The organism is Empedobacter falsenii, from assembly GCF_019308355.1.
Lineage (GTDB): Bacteria > Bacteroidota > Bacteroidia > Flavobacteriales > Weeksellaceae > Empedobacter > Empedobacter falsenii_B.
The window spans coordinates 13,733-35,437 of record NZ_JAAGKM010000019.1; the positions used below are offsets into that span (position 1 = coordinate 13,733).

Consider the following 21,705-nt stretch of genomic DNA (forward strand, 5'->3'; position numbering starts at 1 on the left):
TTAAATTGTTAATTCAAATTCTTTAATAAAATTTGCATCAATCGTATTAAAATCATCTACAATACAATCTGCTTTTGAAATATCTTGTTGTTTCGAATTTGCACTTTTGTAACCTAAACAATACAAATTCGCACGGAAAGCCGCTTCCACTCCATTTTTACTATCTTCGATAACTATACATTCAGCATGTTTAGATTTAGCCAAATCAGCTGCATGTAGAAAAATAGCAGGATCTGGTTTTGACTTCGGAAAGTTTTCGCCAGAAACTTTATGCGTAAAATATTGATTCAACTCAAAACGATTAAAAACTCGATCAATTGTCGATTTTGAAGCAGAGGACGCCAAAATCAGTTCGATTCCATTATTGTATAAATCTTTAATCAACTTCTCTACACCGTCAATCAAATATAAATCTGGTTTTGTGTCAAAAGCTTCATTAAAGATGGTACGTTTTCTCAAAACCAAATCGTTCATTTCTTCTTTCAAATCGAATTTATCTTTCAGAATTTGATAAACATTCTTTGTCGATTGTCCTGCAAATGTGGTAAATAATTCTTCCGTAACCGGAATATTCAGTTCTTTATAATGTTCGAAATAGGCATATTTATGTACTGGTTCCGTGTCTACAATCACCCCGTCCATATCGAAAATTACAGTTTTAATCATTATTGTTTTGTTTCTACAAAATTAACTTTTTTAAGAGAATGATGTAAAAGTTTAAACTTTAGAATGATTTTAAATTAATCGATTATATTACTGATATAAAGGTTTGTATCCGAAATAAAATAACAATATTTATGTTAAAACTTAACATTAAGATAACATTTGCACGCTTTTTGTAAAATAGATGGTATAACAAAATTTAATAAAAATGAAAAAAGTATTATTAGTTGCTGTAATGGCATTAGGAATTTCTCAAGTAAATGCTCAAAACTATAAAAATGCTTTAGGTGTTGTTGTAGATTTAGGAGATGGAGAAACATTAGTAGGTCCACAATTCAAACACTCTTTTGATGGTAAAACGCTGGTAATGTACAGGTGATGTTTGGAGATCATGTTACTGTTTTAGGTGCAGATTATACGTATAATCAACCGTTTTCTGGTGCAAACGGATTAGGATGGTATGTAGGGGTTGGACCTCAATTAACTTTTGTAGATAAAGGATATTATGAAGATAAAACAATATTTGGTATTCGTCCACAAGCAGGTTTAGAATATAAAATTCCATCTGCTCCTTTGGCATTCCATTTTGATTGGAAACCTTGGTGGAATTTAACAAACGATTCTAACTTCGAAGCTGGTCGTTTTTCTTTAGGATTTAAATACACATTTAACTAATCTAAAGTTAGAAATAATATGAGCCACTCGTTTTGAGTGGCTTTTTTTTATAAGTAAAATCATAAAACATTGGCTTAAATTAATTTTATTCCTATAAATTAATCGCTATTTTTGAAAGATTTTGGATTTTATCTAAGACCAATTATAGATTAGCACTATTATTTGATTATTCAAGATATAATTCCGAATTTTAACTTAGTATTAGATTTAATAACATTTATAGAAGATGAAACAATTAATTGGGACAGGAGTTGCTTTGGTTACGCCTTTTCAACAAGATGGTACCGTAGATTATACTGCATTAGAAAATTTAGTAAACTATAGTATCGATGGCGGTGTTGAGTATTTAGTTATTTTAGGAACTACTGCAGAAGCAGCAACACTTACAAAAGATGAAAAGAAACAGGTAATCGAAACAATAAAGAAGGCGAATGCTAATCGTGTTCCGATGGTTTTGGGTATTGGAGGTAACAATACGGCAGAAGTTATTAATGAATATCAAGAAACAGATTTGAGTGATTATATCGCAGTTCTTACGGTTTCTCCTTATTATAATAAGCCAAATCAAGAAGGGATTTATCAACATTATAAAGCGATTGCAGAAAGTACAGATGCCAACATTATTTTGTATAATGTTCCTGGTAGAACGGGTTCTAACATCTCAGCAGATACAACAATTCGTTTAGCAAATGAATTCAAAAATATTGTTGCGATTAAAGAAGCTTCACCAGATTTCTTACAATCAACAGATATTATCCGTAAAAATACACGCGAAGATTTCAATATTATTTCTGGTGATGATGAATTCGCTGTTCCAATGACTTTAGCTGGAGGTTCTGGTGTTATTTCTGTTATTGGACAAGGCGTTCCAACTATTTTTACAGATATGATTCGCAAAGCAATCAACAAAGAAGTTGTTGCTGCTTACGAAGGTCATTACAAAGTTGTAGAAATTACACGTGCTATCTTCGAGGAAGGAAATCCTTGCGGAATAAAAGCTGTTTTAGATAAAAAAGGAGTTTGTAAACCATTTACAAGATTACCTTTAGTTCCAGCATCAGCTAATTTGACAACAAAAATTAACCAATTATTATCAAACATCTAAAAAAATAAAGCTATGATAAAAGATACAATATTAGACGCATTAAACAAACAAATCAAATTAGAAGGAGATTCTTCTCAATTATATTTAGCTATGGCTTCTTGGGCTGAAGTGAAAGGTTTAGAAGGAACTGCAAATTTCTTGTACTCGCATGCAGACGAAGAACGTATGCATATGTTAAAATTAATTAAATTTATTAACGAAAGAGGCGGAAAAGCGTTTGTTCCACAAATTGAAGAACCAAAACAAGATTTCACAACATTGAAAGAAGTTTTTACTGCAATTTTAAACCACGAATGCTTTGTTTCTGAATCAATTAACGAAATTGTAGGCTTAACATTAGAAGAAAGAGATTATTCAACTCACAATTTCTTGCAATGGTATGTTTCTGAGCAAATTGAAGAAGAAAAATTAGCAAGAAATATCTTAGATAAGCTAGAAATGATTGGATCTGACAAAGGAGGTTTATATCTATTTGATCGTGATATAGTTACATTAAATACAGACACAACAGCGGAATAAATCAAAACTTTGAGATTTTATTAAGAGGATAAGAAAAAAATATTTTATACTTTAGTCCTCAAATTTTATTAAATTTGCAGAATGTTTAAAAAACTAAGCTTAGTAGTTTTAATTGGCGCTTCTTTAGTGTCTTGTAACAAGACCTATAACAAAGCGATGAAAAGTACGGATAAAGACGAAATCTTTACATTGGCTACACAATTGTATCAAGATGGTAAATATGATTTGGCAAACGAATTGTATGAAAAAATTTCTACATCATTTGTAGGAACAGAAAAATCTGCGGACATTGCCTATAATATGGCACAAGGTAACTTTAACGAAAAAAGTTTCCGTTTAGCAGGACATCAATTCAAAAGCTTTGCAGGAGCTTATCCTATGGATAGCCGTGCAGAAGAAGCTTTATTCAAATCGGCATTTTCTTATTACAAAGATTCGCCAAAATATGACTTGGATCAAACAAGTACGTACACAGCAATCAGTGAGTTACAAGGATTTATCAATTCGTATCCAGAATCAGCACACGTTGCAGAAGCGAATAATTATATTACAGAACTTAGACAAAAATTAGAATTAAAGTCTTTCGAAATTTCTAAAGTTTATTACAAAACAATGAAATATAAGGCTGCTGGAGTTTCTTTTGACAATATGGTTGATGAATATCCAGATTCTAAATTTCGTGAAGAAGCAATGATGTATTCATTACGTTCTAAAACAGAATTGGCGTTAAATTTCTCTCGTATCGAGAACAAAGATTTACGTTTACAAGATGCCAGAACGCAATATCTTTTGTTAACAAGATATTATCCGCAAACAAAATTTAAAGCAGAAGCTGATAAATTGATGGAGAAAATCGACAAAGATATGGTGGATACTAAAAAACAATTAGCTGATATAGAAGTAGCTAAAAAGAAATTTGAAGCTGATCAAGCTGAATTAAGCAAAGAGCAAAATAATAAATAATAGTAAAATATATAAAATTCTTTCATTATGAATTTCAAGGATATCGGTGCAGCACCAACAACACAAACTTATGATCGTAATAAAATCGATGAGAAAACAGGAAACTTATACGAATCGATTGTAATTATGGGTAAAAGAGCAGAACAAATTAACCAAGAAATGAAAACCGAATTAATTCAGAAATTGGATGAGTTTGCTGCACATACAGATTCTTTAGAAGAAGTTTTTGAAAACAGAGAGCAAATCGAAGTTTCAAAATTCTACGAAAGATTACCAAAACCGACTTCTATTGCGGTTAAGGAATGGTTAGACAATGACGTATATTACAGAAATCCAAATGAGGATAAATAATGTCTGTTTTACATAGTAAAAAAATTCTTTTGGCAGTTTCTGCCGGAATAGCGGCCTACAAAGCCGCTTTTCTTGTTAGAGGGCTTATCAAAAAAGGAGCAGATGTCAAAGTTATTATGACACCAGAAGCTCAAAACTTCGTTACTCCACTTACACTTTCCACACTTTCCAAACATCCTGTTGAATGGGAGTTTTTTGGTGATAAAGGTGATTGGAATAATCATGTTGAATATGCACTTTGGGCTGATTATATGATTATTGCACCTTGTACAGCAAATACACTTTCTCATATGGCAGATGGAACGTGTGATAATTTGGTTTTAGCTACTTATCTTTCGGCTAAATGTCCTGTATATTTTGCACCTGCAATGGATTTGGATATGTACAAACATCCTTCAACTTTAGAAAATATTGCTAAATTAGAATCTTTCGGAAATATTTGTATTCCTGCTGAAGCTGGAGAATTAGCAAGTGGATTAATTGGAGAAGGTAGAATGGCTGAACCTGAAAACATTATTGCGTTTTTGGAAAGTACAATCGAAGCTACTCTCCCACTTCACGGAAAAAAAGTAGTAGTTTCTGCTGGTCCTACATACGAAAACTTAGATCCTGTTCGTTTTATAGGTAATTATTCTTCGGGAAAAATGGGATTCGAGATTGCAAAAGCTGCTGCTAATTTGGGTGCAAAAGTTACCTTGGTTAGTGGTCCAAGTCACGAATCTGTTACAGGTTTTCCTATCGATCGAATAAATGTTGTTTCTGCTCGTGATATGTACGAAGCGATGCACGCTAATTTTGCTGATGCTGATGCTGTGGTAATGTCAGCGGCTGTTGCAGATTATCGTCCAAAAAAAATGGCTGAGCATAAAATTAAGAAAGAAAACGATGATAATTTAATTATCGAATTGGTGAAAAATCCTGATATTCTAAAATCGTTAGGCGAAATCAAAACACATCAATTATTGGTTGGTTTTGCATTAGAAACGAATAACGAAGAAGAATATGCAAAGAAAAAATTAGCCAAAAAGAATCTTGATTTTATTGTTCTTAATTCGATGCAAGATAAAGAAGCTGGTTTTCAGAAGAATACAAACAAAATTACAATTATTGACAAAGATTTATCGATGCAACAATTTGATGCAAAATCAAAAACAGATGTCGCAAAAGATATTTTGAATGTCATTTTAAATAAGTTATAAAATTTAATATGAAGAAATTAGCCTCAATTTTCTTTTCGTCGTGTTTAGCTATTTCGGCTTTCTCGCAAAATATTATTGCAGATGTAAAAGTCGATTATTCTCAAGTTCAAGGATCTAATACACAGGTTTATCAAACTTTAGAAAGATCATTAAAAACGTTTATTAATTCAACAAAATGGACAAATGATCGTTTAAAAACATACGAAAGAATTGAAGCTAGTTTCGTCATTAATATAATTGAACGTGAGGGGAACAGAATGAAAGGTACGATTTTAGTACAATCTCGTCGTCCTGTTTTCAACTCAACATACTACACGCCTGTTCTTAATTTATCTGACGATAATTTTACGTTTCAATACCAAGAATCTGAAGAATTAATTTTCAATGATCGTAAATTCAGTGGAAAAAATTTGACAGATGTAATGACGTATTACATTTATTTAGTTTTGGGATATGATGCAGATACGTTTGCGAAAGAAGGAGGAACAGAGTATTTCAAAATGGCGAAAAAAATTGCAGATTTCGGTCAAGCAAATAATAATTTCTCTGGTTGGAGCGAATTAGATGGAATAAAATCGCGTTCTGCGTTAATTAACAATATTCTAAAATCGGATAATTCAACACTTCGAAATATCATCTATCAATATCATAGAAACGGCTTAGACATTATGTCTGAGAACGAAGTTCGTGGTAAAAATGCTATTGGAAATACTCTATTGCAGTTAGAATTTTACCAAAGAGGAAATTATTCTCAATTTTATCCTTTAGAACTTTTCTTAACAGCAAAAAATAGCGAAATTAGTCAAGTATTTTCAGGCGGACAGGTTTCTACGGTGAATATCGAGAAACTGAAAGGAATTTTAAATTCAATCGCGCCAAAATACAACGACAATTATTGGAATAAATTGAAAAAGTAAATGTTAAAAACTCTTCGCGTTAATAATTTCGCCATTATCGATCAATTGGAGATTGATTTTCATCAAGGTATGACCACAATTACCGGTGAAACTGGTGCTGGAAAATCGATTTTGTTAGGTGCTTTAAAATTAGTTTTAGGCGAACGTGCCGATTTAAAAGCCTTGAAAAATGTTGATGAAAAATGTATTATCGAAGCTGTTTTTGAGATTAAAAATCTTGAATTAAATGATTTTTTCGAAGAGAATGATTTAGATTATGAAGACGAATCTATTTTGAGAAGAGAATTATTACCTTCTGGAAAATCGCGTGCTTTTATCAATGACACACCTGTTAAAGTCTCTATTTTACAGGAATTATCAGAATTATTGATTGATATTCATTCTCAATTTAATACCCCTAAAATCTTTGAAGCTGATTTTCAACTTTCGATGTTGGATATTTACGGAGAAAACAAAGACTTATTGAAAGAATATAGGAAAGATTTTAACCACTATATTTCAACAAAGAAAAAGATAAAAGATGCTCAAAATTCGTTAGAAAATCAATCGCAAGATTTAGAATATAAATTGCATTTGTGGGAAGAATTGAACAATGCTTCGCTAAAAAATGAGGAATTAGAACAATTGGAAATCGAGATAAAATCTTTATCAAATGTAGAAGAAATTATTTCGATTTTGAATGAAACTTATCAATTTTTGGAGCATCCTGAAATGGGAATAATTTCTCAATTGAATGAAGCAAGCAATAAATTGAATAAAATTTCGGATTATAATTCGCAATACAATTCTATTTACGAGCGATTGATTTCTTCTAAAATAGAATTGCAAGATATTTCTGGTGAAATGAGTAGTTTGATAGATTCGACTGAAATTAATCCTGAAAGATTACAAGAAATTACAGATCGTTACGATTTGATTCATAAATTATTGCGTAAACATAATGTGACTTCTGTTGAAGAATTAATTGCAAAACGTGATGAATTAGAAAGTCAAACATCTGGTTTTGATAATTTGAGTGATTTAATTATTCACTTAAATAAAGAATTGAATTCAATTTCTGAAAAACTTGAAAAACAGTCAATTAAGATTAGAAAAAATAGAATTTCTTCTATCGAAATTATCCGAAAAAATATCTTGAATACGTTGTCACAATTGGGAATGGAAAATTCTCAATTAACCATTCAATTAAACGAAACAACAGATTTTACAGCAACTGGAAAAGATGAAGTTTTGTTTCTATTCTCAGCAAACAAAGGAATGGAACCGCGTATTTTTGAGAAATCTGTTTCTGGTGGAGAACGTTCCCGATTGATGTTAGCGATTAAAAAATTATTGGCAACTCATCAACATTTACCAACGTTGATTTTAGATGAAATAGATACAGGAATTTCTGGAAAAGTTGCAAATGAAACAGGAAAAGTAATGCAAACAATGGCAGAAAATATGCAGCTTTTAGTGATTACGCATTTGCCACAAGTCGCTTCAAAAGGAAATTATCAGCTAAAAGTTTACAAAGAAGTCGTAAACGAAACAACGCAAACAAACGTTATTGAATTATCTCAACAACAACGTTTAGAAGAAATTGCACAAATGATTTCTGGTTCAGAATTGACAGATGCAGCAATCAATCAAGCAAAAGAATTAATGAATTTGAATTAAAATTCTTAAATTATATAAAATCAAAAAAGCTCGAGAAAATTCTCGAGCTTTTGTTTTATATGATTCCGAAATTATTTTGTTAATCTTTCTAACGAATATTCAATCATTGCATCAACTGCTTTGTAAGAATCAGCACTAAATTCACCTAAAATTCTATTTGCAACAATTGCATTTATCGACAATGCTTCATGTCCCATCATTGCTGATAATCCATAAATTGCAGAAGTTTCCATCTCAAAATTAGAGATTCTTAAACCTTCGTAATTAAAAGTTGTTAAACGCTCATTAATATCAGCTGGATTTGGTTGCAATCTCAAATAACGTCCCTGAGGTCCGTAAAAACCACAAGCTGTAGCTGTTACTCCTTGAATTGTTTTTTCAGAAGCTAATTTATCTAATAACAAATCAGATCCTTTTACTAAATATGGACGCGCTTTATTCGGCGACCAATCAACATGTTTAATAAAAGCATCTTCTACCTCTTTATTCATCACCGCTTCACTCCCAACATAATAATGCAAAAGTCCATCTAAACCTAAACCGTGAGAACCAATAACGAAACTATCAACAGGAATATCCGCTTGCAAAGCTCCAGAAGTTCCCATACGAACAAATGATAATTTTCTGAAATCTTTTTTGATCTCACCAGTTTCCAAATCGATGTTAGCCAAAGCGTCTAACTCAGATAAAACAATATCAATATTATCCGTTCCCATACCAGTCGAAATAACTGTTAAACGTTTACCATTCAACGTTCCTGTATGCGTCACAATTTCTCTTTTGCTTGCTGTGTGCTCGATTGTATCAAAATGTCTTGAAACTTTTTCGACACGATTTGGATCACCAACTGTTATAATAGTATCTGCTAAATGCTCTGGTCTTATATTACAATGGTAAACACTTCCGTCTGCATTTAAAACTAATTCTGATGCTGCTTTACTCATGATTTTATAATTAAAAATAAGAGAACAATATACAATTTTTATCAGTAATCTTTGTAAAGAAATTATTAACCACCTACTCTTTTCACTTTAAACCCTTTATCTTTCAGGAAAGCCATAATCTTATCGCGATAATCTCCTTGAATGATGATTTGTTCGTCTTTAAAACTCCCTCCAACACCCAAAAATTGCTTAATTTCTTTTGCTAAAAGTTTGAAATCTTCTGTTTCTCCTTCGTAACCTTCTATAATTGTATTTATTTTCCCTTTTCGTTTCTCAAACTTACAAATCAATGGTTCTTTCTGAATCCATAACTCATGTTGTTCTTCATTTGATACTTCTTCTGGCTCAGGTATATGATCAGGAAAAAGATTTTTTAATTGATCTTGTAAATCCATAGTATTTGATGTAATCCTTGTAATTAATGGCGTTGTACAATTGGAATTCATCCAATTGTACCATTATACTTACAAAGATAAAATTTTTATTGCAGTTGTTTTATAAACCAATTTGGAAGTTTATCCGAAACTATTTCAAGTTCATTTCTCTTAACTTGTGCAAACAATCTCATTTCTTGAGTTGAATTATCAAAAATATAGCCTTTATCTACAATTTTTAAAGCTGGAAATAAATTCATTAAAGTAGAATGATATCTTTTAATTACCTTTTCATCAGGTACAGCGTGTCCACCTTTTTCTACTCTATTTTCAATTCGAGAAATATTAATCAAAGGATCTTCAATGCAGACAAAATACATATATGTTTTGAAACCACCTTTTTTAGCATCCACAATTTCATCAATTTTAGAAGGATGACTCATTACCGTTTCAAATGAATAAGATTTACCTTTAATCAATAAGTGTTTTCGGATAATGAAATTGAAGCAGGCTCAGCTTTGAAATCTTCAAAATCTTTTTCGGTAAGTTTTAGTTCATATCGATTCAAATCAATAAAACCTTTTAAAGAAATTTCTTTCTCAATCAAATCTGAATTAATAAAATATCCAGCATTAAATTTTGATGAGATTGAATCGAATAAAGTAGACTTTCCAGATCCATTTGGACCAGCAAAAACGCGTAAACGTTTTATTTTAGACATAATTTAGCTCCTTTTTTCAATTCAGTTGGAACTTTTATTCGATCTATTGTTTTAATCACCTTAATTTCTCCATTAGGTTTTCTCTCGATGATTCGATTTCCTTGAACATATTGAACTGATAAATCTAATGCTTCTGAAACTCTAATTGCAGCTTGCGATGCAGATTTAGCTAAACGATTTAACGCTCCTGCTTCTTCTAATTTTAGTATATCTGATTCTTTGTTCATAATAATAGAAATTAAATTAACAATAATTATTCATCAATAAATGTACGCAAATTTAGTGAAACCATTGTAATAATAAAAGCTTGACTTCATTCAAAAGCCTAATCTTTTGAATCTAAATTATATAATTTTTATTAATAGTTATTTGATTAATTTATTCCTAACAGATTAACAATAATCGATATTCATCTTTATTTTCTTTCGGCGCGCGATGTACACAAGGCAAAACTTTTTGTTCTGGATGATCAACTGCCAATCGCCAAAGATTTCCTAATCCTAAATTAATTGGTTCAACACCTGGACGAATTTGATAATGCAAATCAAAGAAATATTCTTTCAAAAAATCTTCAAAACCATCAATGTATCCATCATATAATTCGAATAGTTTTTCTCTAATTTCTGGAATCAAAATTTTTTGTTCCACATCTTCATTTGCTACAATATCACTGGAAGCGCCATAGTAAGTGCACAAAAAAGTATCCGTAGGAATTGGCGAACGATCAACGTGAAATGAATAAACATCTGTCGAAATAAAATCAAATTCAGTATCGCGTTCGTAACATTTCAGTAAGTTTAAAGTTGGCGAAGCGCCAAAATCAGTTAATTGTTGTAAATCATTGATCAAAATATTTCTCGCTTTAATTCCTTCATTAGATAAATCTAAATCATTCAAATCATCAATAGAAATAACAGTAATATCATCTTTTAAAATCAATTGATTCACAATTTCCTCAAAATCACCTTCTAAATTTCGCCGCCAATTTATCGCATTATTTTTCCCAGAAAAAGCTGTATGTACAAGTTCATCAAACGAAGAAACGACAAGAACTTGTTGTTGATTAGAATTATTTTGAGTAATCATATAGCTGCAAAATTACTATTTATCAAAAAATAATTCAGCCTAAAAATTAAATTATTCCGAATGTAAATTCTCCGTTGCAAAAGTTGTATTTTTACCAAAGATTAAAAGACAATGGAAAAAGAAATTATCACCAAAACATTTACATATAAAGGCCACACCAAAACTTTTAGTGCAGAAGTGCAACCTTTACCACCTTTCAACCCAGAAACGATGGATCGCGTGAAATATGAAGAAACCAAAGAAGCACATTATATGCTTGCCGAAGCGGAAGTTTATAACCAGAAAACAGAATGGTTTTTTAAAATTGAACAAGAATTGCAAAAATAATGAAACGACACTTACGCTAAGTGTCGTTTTTTGTTTAAGTTTAATCCACAAAATTAGAACATGAAACAAATTACTCTAACATTATTTACACTTATTACGCTTTCGGCTTGTACTTCTAGCAAAACGGTTTTTCATAAAAAATGGACAACGAAACAGGCACCAGAAAATTTTGTTGCTCGATTTGAAACAACAAAAGGAAATATTGATATCGAAGTTGAAAGAAAATTATCGCCAAAAGCTGTTGATCGTTTTTATCAATTGGTGAAGTACAATTTTTTCGAAGATGGAACTTTTTATCGTGTTGTTCCGAACTTTGTCGCCCAATTTGGAAATACAGACACAATTGTTTCTAATCAATGGAAAAAGTTTATTGTAGAAGATGAACCTGTTATTGCTGGAAATAGTAAAGGAGCTTTGAGTTTTGCGCGCGCAGGAAAAAACACAAGAGATTTGGATTTGTTTATTAATCTGAAAGATAATCATCGTTTGGATACAATCAATTCCAATGATGTAGTAGGTTTTCCAAGTTTTGGAAAAGTGGTGAACGGAATGAATGTTGTAGAAAGTTTGTATGATGGTTACGCTGGACAAACAATGGAAGATGAAGAAATTTTTAACAGCACAAAATTAATGCGCGAAAGATATCCAAAGCTTGACAGAATATTGAATGCAAAAATCATTAAACTGAAAAAGAAAAACAAGTAAAACAATGTAACATAAAGTTTTAACATGACACAAAAATCAATTTAAATGTTTTGGCATGTACTTTGTAATACATAATACGTTTTTAAAACATATTTTGTGAAATGAAAAAATCAAAATTCTTTAAAGTCGCTGGAGAAGCAGCAATGGCAGCTCAAAAAGACAAATCTTTTTTTGAAAAAGTAAAGGCTTTTTTCAATATGTTAGGTGATTACAAAAAAGGAAGTTATAAACCTGACAATATGAATTTATTTCTTGGATTTGTAGCAACTTTATACATTATTTCTCCTATTGATATTATTCCAGAAGCGCTATTTGGACCTTTTGGTTTGATGGATGATTTTGGGATTTTACTTTTTGGAATGAAATATTTCAACAAAGAAGTACTGAAATATCTTGCATGGAAAGATACACAGAGAGCCTATGCAAATGTTGAAGATGCAAAAATCATTGAATAACAATAAATTAAATAGCTATCAAAAATCCGATTGAATTTTCAGTCGGATTTTTTGTTTATAGATTATTCAAAAAGTGCGCTCTATCCCATAAATAAAATTTATTATCTGCCAATTATTCATTAGATTTGAGCAATACAATACTAAAAACTAAAACACCTGAATAATGGTTATTATTAATAATTTCGATGAATACAAAGCTTTCGAAGGTAAAGAAATAGGTAAATCTGACTGGCATATTATAAATCAAGAACAAATTAATCGCTTTGCTGATGCTACTTTAGATCATCAATGGATTCATACAGATCCTGAAAAAGCAGCTAACGAAGGACCTTTCAAAAAAACAATAGCGCATGGTTATTTAACGCTATCTTTAATTCCACATTTGTGGGATCAAATTGCGGAAGTTCGTAACATCAAAATGTTAATCAATTATGGAATCGAAAGTTTGAGATTTGGACAAGCTGTTTTGGTTGATAGTGAAGTAAGATTAACTGCAAAATTGAAATCTATTACTAATTTGAGAGGAATTGCAAAAGTTGTCATCGAAGCAAATTTAGAAATTAAAGATAATCCGAAACCTGCTTATACAGCGAATGTGGTTTTTCTTTATCACTTTAATGATTAATCAGCAATCAATATAATTTACAAAGCTTCTATTTTTTATAGAAGCTTTTTCTTTTCATAAAATATCGAAGTATCTTGCGCTCGATTTTATATAACATGCAAAAAATTCAAAATAATAAGACCTTAATTTCTATTGTTGGACCAACTGCAATTGGTAAAACAAATTTGGCAATAGAAGTTGCAAAACATTTTCAATCCGAAATTATTTCTTGTGATAGTCGTCAATTTTTCAAAGAAATGAAGATAGGAACTGCTGTTCCTTCTGAGGAAGAATTGACTGAAGTGAAGCATCATTTTATTCAAAATATTTCTATTCACGAAAAATATTCGGTTGGTGATTTTGAGCGTGATGGCTTAGCTTTTTTGAATAATTATTTCAAAACAAATGACATTTGCGTCATGGTTGGTGGATCTGGTTTATATGAAAAAGCGATCACAGTTGGCTTTGACGAATTTCCTGATGTTAATCCTAAAATTAGAGAAGATTTGAATAATGAGCTTGCTGAATTTGGAATTGAAAAATTGCAAAAAGAATTGCAAGAAGTCGATCCAAAGTATTTTGAAGAAGTTGATATTTTCAATAAACAGCGTGTAACACGTGCTTTAGAAATTTTTAGATCTTCGGGTTTACCTTTCTCTAACTTCAGAAATCAAGATTTGAACAAACGTCCATTTAACATAATTAAAATCGGTTTAGAACTTCCTCGCGAAGAAATGTACGACCGAATCAATCGTCGAGTTGATATTATGATGAACGAAGGTTTATTAAATGAAGCAAAAAATTTATTTCCTTTAAAAGATTTGAATGCTTTGCAAACTGTTGGTTATCGAGAATTGTTCGACTTTTTTGAAGAGAAAATTACATTGGATTTTGCAATAGAAGAAATCAAAAAGAATACAAGACGTTTTGCAAAACGACAAATGACATGGTTCAAAAAAGATGAAACAGTCAATTGGTTTTCCCCTTTCGAACAAGAAAATATCATTAATTTTATATCGAACAAAATCTAAATTATGGAAAATTTTGTTGCCATCGATTTCGAAACTGCAAACAATTATCGCAATTCTGCTTGCGCGGTTGGGATTGTAACTGTGACGGATAATGTGATTACAGACGAATATTACACGTTAATTCAACCGCCACAAAATCAATACAATTATCATAATATTTTGGTTCACGGAATTCGTCCTGAAGACACAATTGATGCGCCAAGTTTTGAAGATCTCTATTTTGAAATTAAACATCGTTTACAAAATCAGCTTGTTGTTGCACATAACGAATCATTCGATCGTTCTGTTTTGAAGAATACAATGGAGTTTTATAGTCTTAATTATTCTCAACTTAACCTTGCCGAAAAGTGGGAATGTTCATACAGAATTTTCAAACAAAAAGGAATTGTTCCTACAAAATTATCAGATTGCGCACGTCGATTTAATCTTCAACTCAACCATCACGAAGCTTTATCTGATGCAAAAGTTTGTGCTCAATTATACTTATTAAAATAGTTTTACTAAAAATTCATCTGATTAAAAGTTTAAAAATAATTTTACATAAATCATAATTAATTTACATTTAATACTATATCCGTTTACAAATATTTGTAAGTATTTACAAGTATTTAAAATTGATTAATAATAACTTTAATAACTCACTATTTCTAAGAAAATTTAATAAAGCAAAAATTCTATTCTAAATAAGTTGATTTTATGAAATGAATTGAGAATGCAAAATTTTGAAAATTAACTTTCAAAATTTTATAAAATGAAGTATAAACTAAAATTTAGTTCCGATAAATCTTTGCAAGTTGAAAAAAATAATAATTTAAAAAATTGATTTCAATTGTTTTTATCGAAGAAGTAAAATAATCACATTATGTATTTAACATAATAAAGAGGGTTACTCTGGGAACATTAATTTCATAATTGAAAAATTGATACCTCCCTACTCTTTTTAAAAAGATAAAAAAAGGTTGCATTTGCAACCTTTTTTATAACATTATAACGCCTTCTATCTTCGAAACTTCTTTGTAATAATTGATTACTGTATCCGCATCAATCACATAAAGTTTAATCGAAATAGATGTATATTTTCTATTTTTTGAAGCTTTGTAATCAAATTCAGCATTCGTTCCTGCAAAAATATCTTTGATTTTTTCCATCGTTTCTTCACTTGAAGGATAAATGAATTTGAACAAATAATCAGCTGGAAATTTTTGTACATCATCTAATCTTTCTTTGAATTTTGCATAAAAATCTTGCTCATTGTGAGAGCTATCTGGTATTTCTTCGAATGTATAATCTCTATTTGTGTCCATATCTATTATTTTTTTGTTACAATGTCAAAAACAATACCACTTCACATTATTGATAAAATATAGAATTAATAAGACATTTTGACATATTATAAATCTTATAATTTTAATCTCATTAAATAATCTATTTGTTCATCATCACCAAGTCTGAAAATATGTTGATCGAATTTTTCGAAACCATTCTTTAAATAGAAATTAATCGCAGAAATATTCTTTTCCCAAACTCCTAACCAAATTGTATGCAAGTTGAGGTTTTTAGTTATTTCTAAAGCTTTATTAAAAAGAATTTGTCCAATTTTCTTTCCTTGAAACAATTCTAACACATAAATTCTTTCAATTTCCAAAGAATTCATATCATAAACTTCTGTTTGAGCATCACCAATATTTAATTTCAGATAACCGACAATTTTTTGGTTAATCATTGCAAAAAAGAACAACGAATTTTGATTCTTCAATTCTTTTAATAATTGATCTTCTGAAAAACTTTCGTTCAAATATTTTTGCATATCCTCTTCTGTGTTAGAAGAAGAAAATGTATCTGCAAATGTCTTTTTAGAGATTTCTTGAAGTTCTGTAATGTGTTTTTCTTCAACTCTTTTTATTGTAATTTCTTCGTTCATTAATGCGAAACAAATTTTAATCCTACAATTGAACTAATTAATGTAAAAATAAAGAATATTCTCCAAAAATTAGCTGGTTCTTTGAATACAAAAATTCCGATTAAAACTGTTCCAACAGCGCCAATTCCAGTCCAAACAGCATAAGCAGTTCCCAAAGGTAAAGTTTGTGTTGCTTTGATTAATAACGTCATACTTGCAACCAAACATATTGCAAAAGCGCCATACCAAATGTACATTTCTGAGCCTGTTGTTTCTTTGGCTTTCCCTAAAGATGATGTAAATCCAATCTCGAATAATCCTCCTAAAATCAATAAAATCCAATTCATTTTGTTAATATTTTGATGCAAAGATGAATTAGAAAAAAATAGATTTTTTTTACATTTGTAAAAAAATTATTCGCTTAAATTTCTGTGCGAATCCTACTTAATGTCACTTGAGAAATTCCTAAATAAGACGCGATATAACCTAATTGCACACGATTAATCAAACTTGGATTTTCTTCTAACAATTTTTTATAACGATCAATCGCCGTTCCTAGTTGCCTAGAAATAAAACGCTCTTCAGTTTTTATCAATTCAATTTCAGCAAGTTTTCTTCCCCAATTTGCAATTTCTAAATTTGTCGCATAAAACAATTGTATGTCTGAAGATTTAATTTCATATAACTCACAATCTTCCATTAATTCGATTGTTTCGTAACTAATTTTATTTTCGACATAACTTCGCATCGATAAAATCAAATCGCCTTCTTTCCCAAACCAAAACGTAATTTCTTTTCCATCGTCTATCGTATACGCGCGAACAATTCCTTTTTTGATGAAATATAACTTTTTCTCAACTTTATCAGCATCAATAAGCGTGGTGTTTTTTGGTAATCGAATCAATTGAATTTTATCTGCTATCAATTGAATAGACTGTGATGAAAGTGGCGAAATTTGATTTAAGATTTGTTCTATTTCCATTATTGAAACTTATCTAGTAAAAGTAAACAAAAAACTCAACCTAAAATAGGCTGAGTCATTCAAATTAAATTAACACCTGAAGTCTACTTTGCATGTAGACCGCATTCTTTTTTACTATTGTCTTCCCACCACCATCTTCCGGCACGAAAATCTTCACCTTCGTTTATAGCACGTGTGCAAGGAGCACAACCAATACTTATAAAACCCTTGTCGTGTAACGGGTTGTAAGGAACTCTATTTTCTTTCAAATATTCGAAACAATCCCCTGTTGTAAAATCAATCAATGGATTGAATTTGAATAATTGTTTTTCTTCGTCAAACTCTATTTCGTGCATATCATGTCGATTATTCGATTGCTCCGCACGCAAACCTGTAATCCAAACTGATGCTTCTTTTAATGCACGATTCAAAGGAATTACTTTTCTGATATAGCAACATTGTTTTCTTAAATCAACCGAATCGTAAAAAGGATTAATTCCATTTTCTTCAACAAAATTTTCTAACTCCTCTGTTGGTGGATAAAATGGTTTAATCTTCGCTTGATATTTAAATTCTGTTTTGTTCCACGTATTGTACGTTTCCTGAAAAACACGACCTGTATCTAAAGTAAAAATCTTAATATTGTCTAATTTTTGACTTAAAATAACATGAGAAATAACTTGATCTTCGAAACCAAAACTTGTCGAAAAAACTATTTTTTCTTTAACGTTGTTATTCAAAAAAAATAATTTTTCTTCTAAACTTACTTGTCCTGTAACTTTTTCTAATATCTCTTTTAGTTGATTCATTTTCTTATATAATATCTATAGTTTTTATAGAGTATTTATTTTAACAAATGTATTAATTCCAATTTTCTAAAACAACACTAATCTCGACTAATTTTATAGATATAATATAATATAGAATCAATAAATTATACAAGCAAATTTTGTTTATACTTAAATCATCTTCGAGAGTGAATTTTCATATTCGTAAAATAGAAGAAAATCAGTCCAAATTGGCATTAAATAAAGGTTTTCATAGAGTATGGATTGCTAATTAATTCGAAAATCAATATAATTATTAAGATAAAAACATTTAAAATGTCTTAAGAATAAATTCTATCTAATCATCTTCGAGAACGAATTATGAATATCACAAAACTAAAAAGTCAAACTTTACAATGTTTGACTTTTTAATTTATATTTTTTGTAATGATAAATTAGGACAAAAATGGATGAAAATAACCAAATCCAATAACCAAAATGTGGTAAATCATATTCATGTATTTGTAAAATATCTAATCTTGTTAAATGATTAATTTCGTATAATGACATTTGAATAACAGCGATAATACCTAATATTTATCCTATTTTTATCTTATAAAAAATCCAAGAAAATAATAATGTAAAGTTCCCTAACCAACAGATAAAATCAATTGGCAACTCTGATATCGTTATATATCCTAATATTAGATATGTAATTCAAATATTCTGTTCTAGAATCTCCAGAATAATATTCAATAAAATCAATACTTAATAAGTGAACAGGCAAAATTAAACTCACCAAATAAGTTAAAATACTTACAAATAAAAACAGATTATTTTTCCAATTTAGCTTCAAACTCTTCTATTTGCTTTTCCAATTTTTTATTCTCTTTTTCCAATTTGTTTTGAGGACTAAACATTGCATAAACCAGCAAGCCTACTCCTACTCCAACAACAGCTCCAATTTTTTCGTTCTTATTAATTGCTTTCGAAATTGCAATTCCTGCTGCTGCTCCAGTTGTTACGATAGAAACTGTATTTTCAAAACCTTTTGATTTTGTGTCCAAAACTTCTAATAAATTATTCATAGTTGATTATTTTTTTCAATAAACGTTGCAATAAATATTCCTAAATATAAATCATTCCAAATTATTTTAAAAATTGTTCGTATTAATTCAAGTGTTTATCTTTGTTCGGTAACATTTTTAGAATGGAAATACAAGACAAAATTTTAGCGCTTCGAGAAGAGCTTACTCAGCATAATTATAATTATTACGTTTTAGATAATCCGACAATTTCTGATTTCGAATTTGATTTGAAATTGAAAGAATTAAAACGATTAGAAGACGAAAATCCTATCTTTTTTGATGTTAATTCCCCTACACAACGCGTTGGTGGAATGGTTACAAAAAATTTTCCGACGATTACACACGAATTTAGAATGTATTCGTTAGACAATTCATATTCAATTGAAGATTTACAAGATTGGGAAAAACGAATTGAGAAAACGTTAGGTGAAAAAGTAGAATTTGTTTGCGAATTGAAATATGATGGCGCTTCGATTTCTATTTTGTATGAAAATGGAGAATTGACGCAGGCTGTAACGCGTGGAGATGGAACACAAGGTGATGAAATCACGAATAATATACGTACTATACAATCTGTTCCATTGAAATTGAAAGGAAATTATCCTGAACGTTTTTATATGCGTGGCGAAATTACAATTCCGCTCAATAAATTCGCTTCAATTAATGAAGAACGCGCTAATAATGGTTTAGAATTGTATGCAAATCCTCGAAATACCGCTTCTGGATCATTAAAATTACAAGATAATACAGAAGTTGCGAAACGCGGTTTACAATGTTTCCCATATTATTTTATCGGAAATAATTTACCTTATTCTACACAATGGGAAATGCTACAAGCCGCTGATGAATTAGGTTTTAAGATTCCGCATACATCAAAATTATGTACTTCTTTGGAAGAAGTTTTAGCTTTTGTAGATCATTGGGATATCGAACGTAAAAATTTACCTTACGAAACGGACGGAATTGTGATCAAAGTAAATTCTTTTTCGCAACAAGATGAATTAGGTTATACTGCGAAATCTCCACGTTGGGCAATGGCTTATAAATTTAAAGCTGAAGCTGCCGAAACCGAATTATTGAGCATCGATTATCAAGTTGGTCGTACTGGAGCGATTACGCCTGTTGCGAATCTTGCACCTGTTTCTTTGGCTGGAACAATCGTAAAACGTGCTTCTGTCCACAACGAAGATATTATTAAAAAGTTGGATATCCGCATTGGTGATATGGTTTATGTGGAAAAAGGAGGTGAAATTATTCCGAAAATTGTCGGTGTTAATACAGATGTTCGTCAACCTGGAACGGAAGAAATCGAATTTATTAAAAATTGTCCTTCTTGCGGAACAGAATTAATTCGTAACGATGGCGAAGCACAGCATTATTGTCCAAATGAGAATGGTTGTGAGCCACAAATTATTGGAAAATTAGAGCATTTTGTTTCTCGAAAAGCAATGGATATTGAGAGTATTGGTGGTGAAACAGCAGTTTTGTTACACAAAGCAAATTTGCTAAATAACATTGCTGATTTTTATACTTTACAAAAAGAAGATATTTTGCCTTTAGAAAGAATGGCTGAAAAATCTGCTCAAAATATTATTAATTCTGTCGAAAAATCTAAAGAGCAACCTTTCGAAAAGGTGTTGTATGCAATTGGAATTCGTCATGTTGGTGAAACGGTTGCAAAAAAATTAGTCAAACATTTTCAAACTATTGATCGTTTGATGAATGCAACAATGGAAGAATTGGTTTCTGTAACAGATGTTGGAGAAAAAATTGCAATTTCGATTAAGGAATATTTTAAAGAAGAACAACATCAAATTTTGATTCAACGTTTACGTGATTATGGATTGAATTTCGAGGTTGGTGAAGAAGCAAAACCTTTGTCAGATTCTTTGGAAGGCAAAACGTTTCTGTTTACAGGAACTTTGACAAAATTCAATCGAACTGATGCGCAAAAAATGGTGGAAGATCATGGCGGGAAAAATATTTCTGCAGTTTCTAAAAACTTAAATTTCTTGGTTGCTGGCGACAAAGCTGGAAGTAAACTGAAAAAAGCAGAAGAAATAGGAACAGTTGTCGTGTTGACGGAAGACGAATTTTTAAATATGATTAACGGCTAATGGAATCAGGATTAATTGCTGTCATTATATTCGGAATTGTATTATTGATTTTGATTCCATTTATCTATTATGGATTGCGAATGGCTGGCTACAACAAAGCTGCAATGATTGTATCACTTACGATATTTTTTATTGTGATGATTCCGATGATGAAATATGGTTACAGAAGTCAAATGTATTCCAACGATGATTTGAAAACCGATTTACATCAAGCTGGAATTGGTTTTAAAGGAAATTTAAAGATTGTATCGACAGATATTTCTGGAATTAAAAACATGAAACTAGAAACAGTTTTGATTATGGATTCTGCCGATGTCAATACAATTATTAATCGAATAGAAACTGATTCTCGCTTCAAAATTTCTCCAGAAACACTGAGTTTGAAAGAAGAATTAGGCTCGAATGCAAAACATAAAACCAATAGAAATTATCGTTTCAAAGATAATTTTATTTTAGAAACTTACGGAATGTCTGATGATTACACGATTCGATATTCGGAACTGAAATTTAGAAAAGGAAATGACACAGTTTTCTTCAAAAAAGAAGAAGTGTATTAAAAAGATAAAATCCGTCA

General features: G+C 30.4%; 30 protein-coding genes. 17 read left to right on the top strand and 13 right to left on the bottom strand.

The genetic code is table 11. From position 1 onward, the window contains the following. Positions 1-666 (bottom strand): HAD family hydrolase, encoded by a 666-nt coding sequence (locus tag G0Q09_RS08850; RefSeq protein WP_219034609.1) that lies wholly within the window; start codon positions 664-666, stop codon positions 1-3. A 205-nt stretch (positions 667-871) separates the two neighbouring features. Here G0Q09_RS08850 and G0Q09_RS14985 point away from each other — a divergent pair, with 205 nt between their 5' ends. From G0Q09_RS14985 to recN, 9 genes are all read left to right on the top strand, one after another. Then, positions 872-1,042, top strand: coding sequence for a hypothetical protein (locus tag G0Q09_RS14985; RefSeq protein WP_257468145.1), 171 nt, complete (start codon positions 872-874; stop codon positions 1,040-1,042). Next, positions 1,042-1,338 carry a hypothetical protein gene (locus tag G0Q09_RS14990; protein WP_257468147.1) on the top strand — a complete coding sequence of 99 codons (297 nt, stop codon included), beginning with the start codon at positions 1,042-1,044 and terminating at the stop codon, positions 1,336-1,338. Before G0Q09_RS14985 ends, G0Q09_RS14990 begins: the two co-directional genes overlap by 1 nt. Before the next feature lie 226 nt (positions 1,339-1,564). Beyond that, positions 1,565-2,443 (top strand): 4-hydroxy-tetrahydrodipicolinate synthase, encoded by an 879-nt coding sequence (gene dapA / locus G0Q09_RS08860; protein ID WP_219034610.1) that lies wholly within the window; start codon positions 1,565-1,567, stop codon positions 2,441-2,443. Between the two features lie 12 nt (positions 2,444-2,455). Next, complete coding sequence (locus G0Q09_RS08865) at positions 2,456-2,962, top strand: ferritin (RefSeq protein ID WP_219034611.1); 507 nt, start codon at positions 2,456-2,458, stop codon at positions 2,960-2,962. Positions 2,963-3,043: 81 nt separating this feature from the next. After that, positions 3,044-3,925, top strand: coding sequence for an outer membrane protein assembly factor BamD (locus tag G0Q09_RS08870; protein WP_219034612.1), 882 nt, complete (start codon positions 3,044-3,046; stop codon positions 3,923-3,925). 27 nt (positions 3,926-3,952) lie between these two features. Then, positions 3,953-4,276 (top strand): DNA-directed RNA polymerase subunit omega, encoded by a 324-nt coding sequence (locus tag G0Q09_RS08875; RefSeq protein ID WP_019973784.1) that lies wholly within the window; start codon positions 3,953-3,955, stop codon positions 4,274-4,276. After that, positions 4,276-5,475, top strand: a complete 1,200-nt coding sequence (gene coaBC / locus G0Q09_RS08880) for a bifunctional phosphopantothenoylcysteine decarboxylase/phosphopantothenate--cysteine ligase CoaBC (RefSeq protein WP_125349387.1) — start codon at positions 4,276-4,278, stop codon at positions 5,473-5,475. The genes G0Q09_RS08875 and coaBC overlap by 1 nt, the downstream gene beginning before the upstream one ends. An 8-nt stretch (positions 5,476-5,483) precedes the next feature. Continuing rightward, entirely contained in the window at positions 5,484-6,392 is a 909-nt protein-coding gene (porD, locus tag G0Q09_RS08885; RefSeq protein ID WP_219034613.1) for a type IX secretion system protein PorD, read from the top strand. Then, complete coding sequence (gene recN, locus G0Q09_RS08890) at positions 6,393-8,051, top strand: DNA repair protein RecN (protein WP_219034614.1); 1,659 nt, start codon at positions 6,393-6,395, stop codon at positions 8,049-8,051. It begins immediately after the preceding gene. 71 nt (positions 8,052-8,122) lie between these two features. Here the strand turns inward: recN and G0Q09_RS08895 are convergent, their stop codons facing one another. The 6 genes from G0Q09_RS08895 to G0Q09_RS08915 form a co-directional block, all read right to left on the bottom strand. Then, positions 8,123-8,995 carry a nucleoside phosphorylase gene (locus G0Q09_RS08895; RefSeq protein WP_125349389.1) on the bottom strand — a complete coding sequence of 291 codons (873 nt, stop codon included), beginning with the start codon at positions 8,993-8,995 and terminating at the stop codon, positions 8,123-8,125. Between the two features lie 65 nt (positions 8,996-9,060). After that, positions 9,061-9,390 (bottom strand): translation initiation factor, encoded by a 330-nt coding sequence (locus G0Q09_RS08900; RefSeq protein ID WP_115002063.1) that lies wholly within the window; start codon positions 9,388-9,390, stop codon positions 9,061-9,063. An 86-nt stretch (positions 9,391-9,476) separates the two neighbouring features. Further along, positions 9,477-9,848, bottom strand: coding sequence for an ATPase (locus tag G0Q09_RS14995; RefSeq protein WP_257468150.1), 372 nt, complete (start codon positions 9,846-9,848; stop codon positions 9,477-9,479). Continuing rightward, the gene (locus G0Q09_RS15000) at positions 9,845-10,090 is read right to left on the bottom strand and encodes a hypothetical protein (protein WP_257468152.1); all 246 of its coding nucleotides are present in this window, start codon (positions 10,088-10,090) and stop codon (positions 9,845-9,847) included. Before G0Q09_RS15000 ends, G0Q09_RS14995 begins: the two co-directional genes overlap by 4 nt. Further along, entirely contained in the window at positions 10,078-10,317 is a 240-nt protein-coding gene (locus G0Q09_RS08910; protein WP_219034615.1) for a hypothetical protein, read from the bottom strand. The genes G0Q09_RS15000 and G0Q09_RS08910 overlap by 13 nt, the downstream gene beginning before the upstream one ends. A gap of 157 nt (positions 10,318-10,474) precedes the next feature. Further along, a complete protein-coding gene (locus G0Q09_RS08915) occupies positions 10,475-11,176 on the bottom strand; it encodes a DUF1826 domain-containing protein (RefSeq protein WP_219034616.1) in 702 nt (233 codons plus the stop codon). A gap of 111 nt (positions 11,177-11,287) precedes the next feature. Here G0Q09_RS08915 and G0Q09_RS08920 point away from each other — a divergent pair, with 111 nt between their 5' ends. From G0Q09_RS08920 to G0Q09_RS08945, 6 genes are all read left to right on the top strand, one after another. Then, on the top strand, positions 11,288-11,503 hold the full coding sequence (locus tag G0Q09_RS08920; protein ID WP_038334324.1) for a hypothetical protein: 216 nt from the start codon (positions 11,288-11,290) through the stop codon (positions 11,501-11,503). 60 nt (positions 11,504-11,563) lie between these two features. Next, the gene (locus G0Q09_RS08925) at positions 11,564-12,208 is read left to right on the top strand and encodes a peptidylprolyl isomerase (protein WP_219034617.1); all 645 of its coding nucleotides are present in this window, start codon (positions 11,564-11,566) and stop codon (positions 12,206-12,208) included. 101 nt (positions 12,209-12,309) lie between these two features. Continuing rightward, positions 12,310-12,663 carry a YkvA family protein gene (locus tag G0Q09_RS08930; RefSeq protein ID WP_219034618.1) on the top strand — a complete coding sequence of 118 codons (354 nt, stop codon included), beginning with the start codon at positions 12,310-12,312 and terminating at the stop codon, positions 12,661-12,663. Positions 12,664-12,826: 163 nt separating this feature from the next. Beyond that, positions 12,827-13,288, top strand: coding sequence for a MaoC family dehydratase (locus tag G0Q09_RS08935; protein WP_219034619.1), 462 nt, complete (start codon positions 12,827-12,829; stop codon positions 13,286-13,288). Between the two features lie 95 nt (positions 13,289-13,383). After that, on the top strand, positions 13,384-14,298 hold the full coding sequence (gene miaA / locus G0Q09_RS08940; protein WP_125349391.1) for a tRNA (adenosine(37)-N6)-dimethylallyltransferase MiaA: 915 nt from the start codon (positions 13,384-13,386) through the stop codon (positions 14,296-14,298). A gap of 3 nt (positions 14,299-14,301) precedes the next feature. Next, the gene (locus G0Q09_RS08945) at positions 14,302-14,793 is read left to right on the top strand and encodes a 3'-5' exonuclease (protein WP_219034620.1); all 492 of its coding nucleotides are present in this window, start codon (positions 14,302-14,304) and stop codon (positions 14,791-14,793) included. Positions 14,794-15,275: 482 nt separating this feature from the next. Here the strand turns inward: G0Q09_RS08945 and G0Q09_RS08950 are convergent, their stop codons facing one another. The 6 genes from G0Q09_RS08950 to G0Q09_RS08975 all read right to left on the bottom strand — a co-directional run bounded on the left by G0Q09_RS08950 (position 15,276) and on the right by G0Q09_RS08975 (position 19,014). After that, positions 15,276-15,602 carry a DUF493 family protein gene (locus tag G0Q09_RS08950; RefSeq protein ID WP_219034621.1) on the bottom strand — a complete coding sequence of 109 codons (327 nt, stop codon included), beginning with the start codon at positions 15,600-15,602 and terminating at the stop codon, positions 15,276-15,278. Between the two features lie 95 nt (positions 15,603-15,697). Further along, the gene (locus tag G0Q09_RS08955) at positions 15,698-16,219 is read right to left on the bottom strand and encodes a GNAT family N-acetyltransferase (RefSeq protein WP_219034622.1); all 522 of its coding nucleotides are present in this window, start codon (positions 16,217-16,219) and stop codon (positions 15,698-15,700) included. Continuing rightward, entirely contained in the window at positions 16,219-16,545 is a 327-nt protein-coding gene (locus tag G0Q09_RS08960; protein WP_219034623.1) for a DMT family transporter, read from the bottom strand. Before G0Q09_RS08960 ends, G0Q09_RS08955 begins: the two co-directional genes overlap by 1 nt. A 74-nt stretch (positions 16,546-16,619) precedes the next feature. Beyond that, the gene (locus tag G0Q09_RS08965) at positions 16,620-17,180 is read right to left on the bottom strand and encodes a Crp/Fnr family transcriptional regulator (protein WP_219034624.1); all 561 of its coding nucleotides are present in this window, start codon (positions 17,178-17,180) and stop codon (positions 16,620-16,622) included. Between the two features lie 83 nt (positions 17,181-17,263). Then, positions 17,264-17,968, bottom strand: a complete 705-nt coding sequence (locus G0Q09_RS08970) for a phosphoadenylyl-sulfate reductase (RefSeq protein WP_115000595.1) — start codon at positions 17,966-17,968, stop codon at positions 17,264-17,266. Positions 17,969-18,759: 791 nt separating this feature from the next. Next, positions 18,760-19,014: a hypothetical protein gene (locus G0Q09_RS08975; RefSeq protein WP_038334370.1), complete on the bottom strand. Its 255-nt coding sequence runs from the start codon at positions 19,012-19,014 to the stop codon at positions 18,760-18,762. 122 nt (positions 19,015-19,136) lie between these two features. Here G0Q09_RS08975 and ligA point away from each other — a divergent pair, with 122 nt between their 5' ends. After that, complete coding sequence (gene ligA, locus G0Q09_RS08980; RefSeq protein WP_219034625.1) at positions 19,137-21,131, top strand: NAD-dependent DNA ligase LigA; 1,995 nt, start codon at positions 19,137-19,139, stop codon at positions 21,129-21,131. Next, positions 21,131-21,688 (top strand): hypothetical protein, encoded by a 558-nt coding sequence (locus G0Q09_RS08985; RefSeq protein ID WP_219034626.1) that lies wholly within the window; start codon positions 21,131-21,133, stop codon positions 21,686-21,688. Before ligA ends, G0Q09_RS08985 begins: the two co-directional genes overlap by 1 nt. The last annotated feature ends 17 nt before the right edge of the window (positions 21,689-21,705 follow it).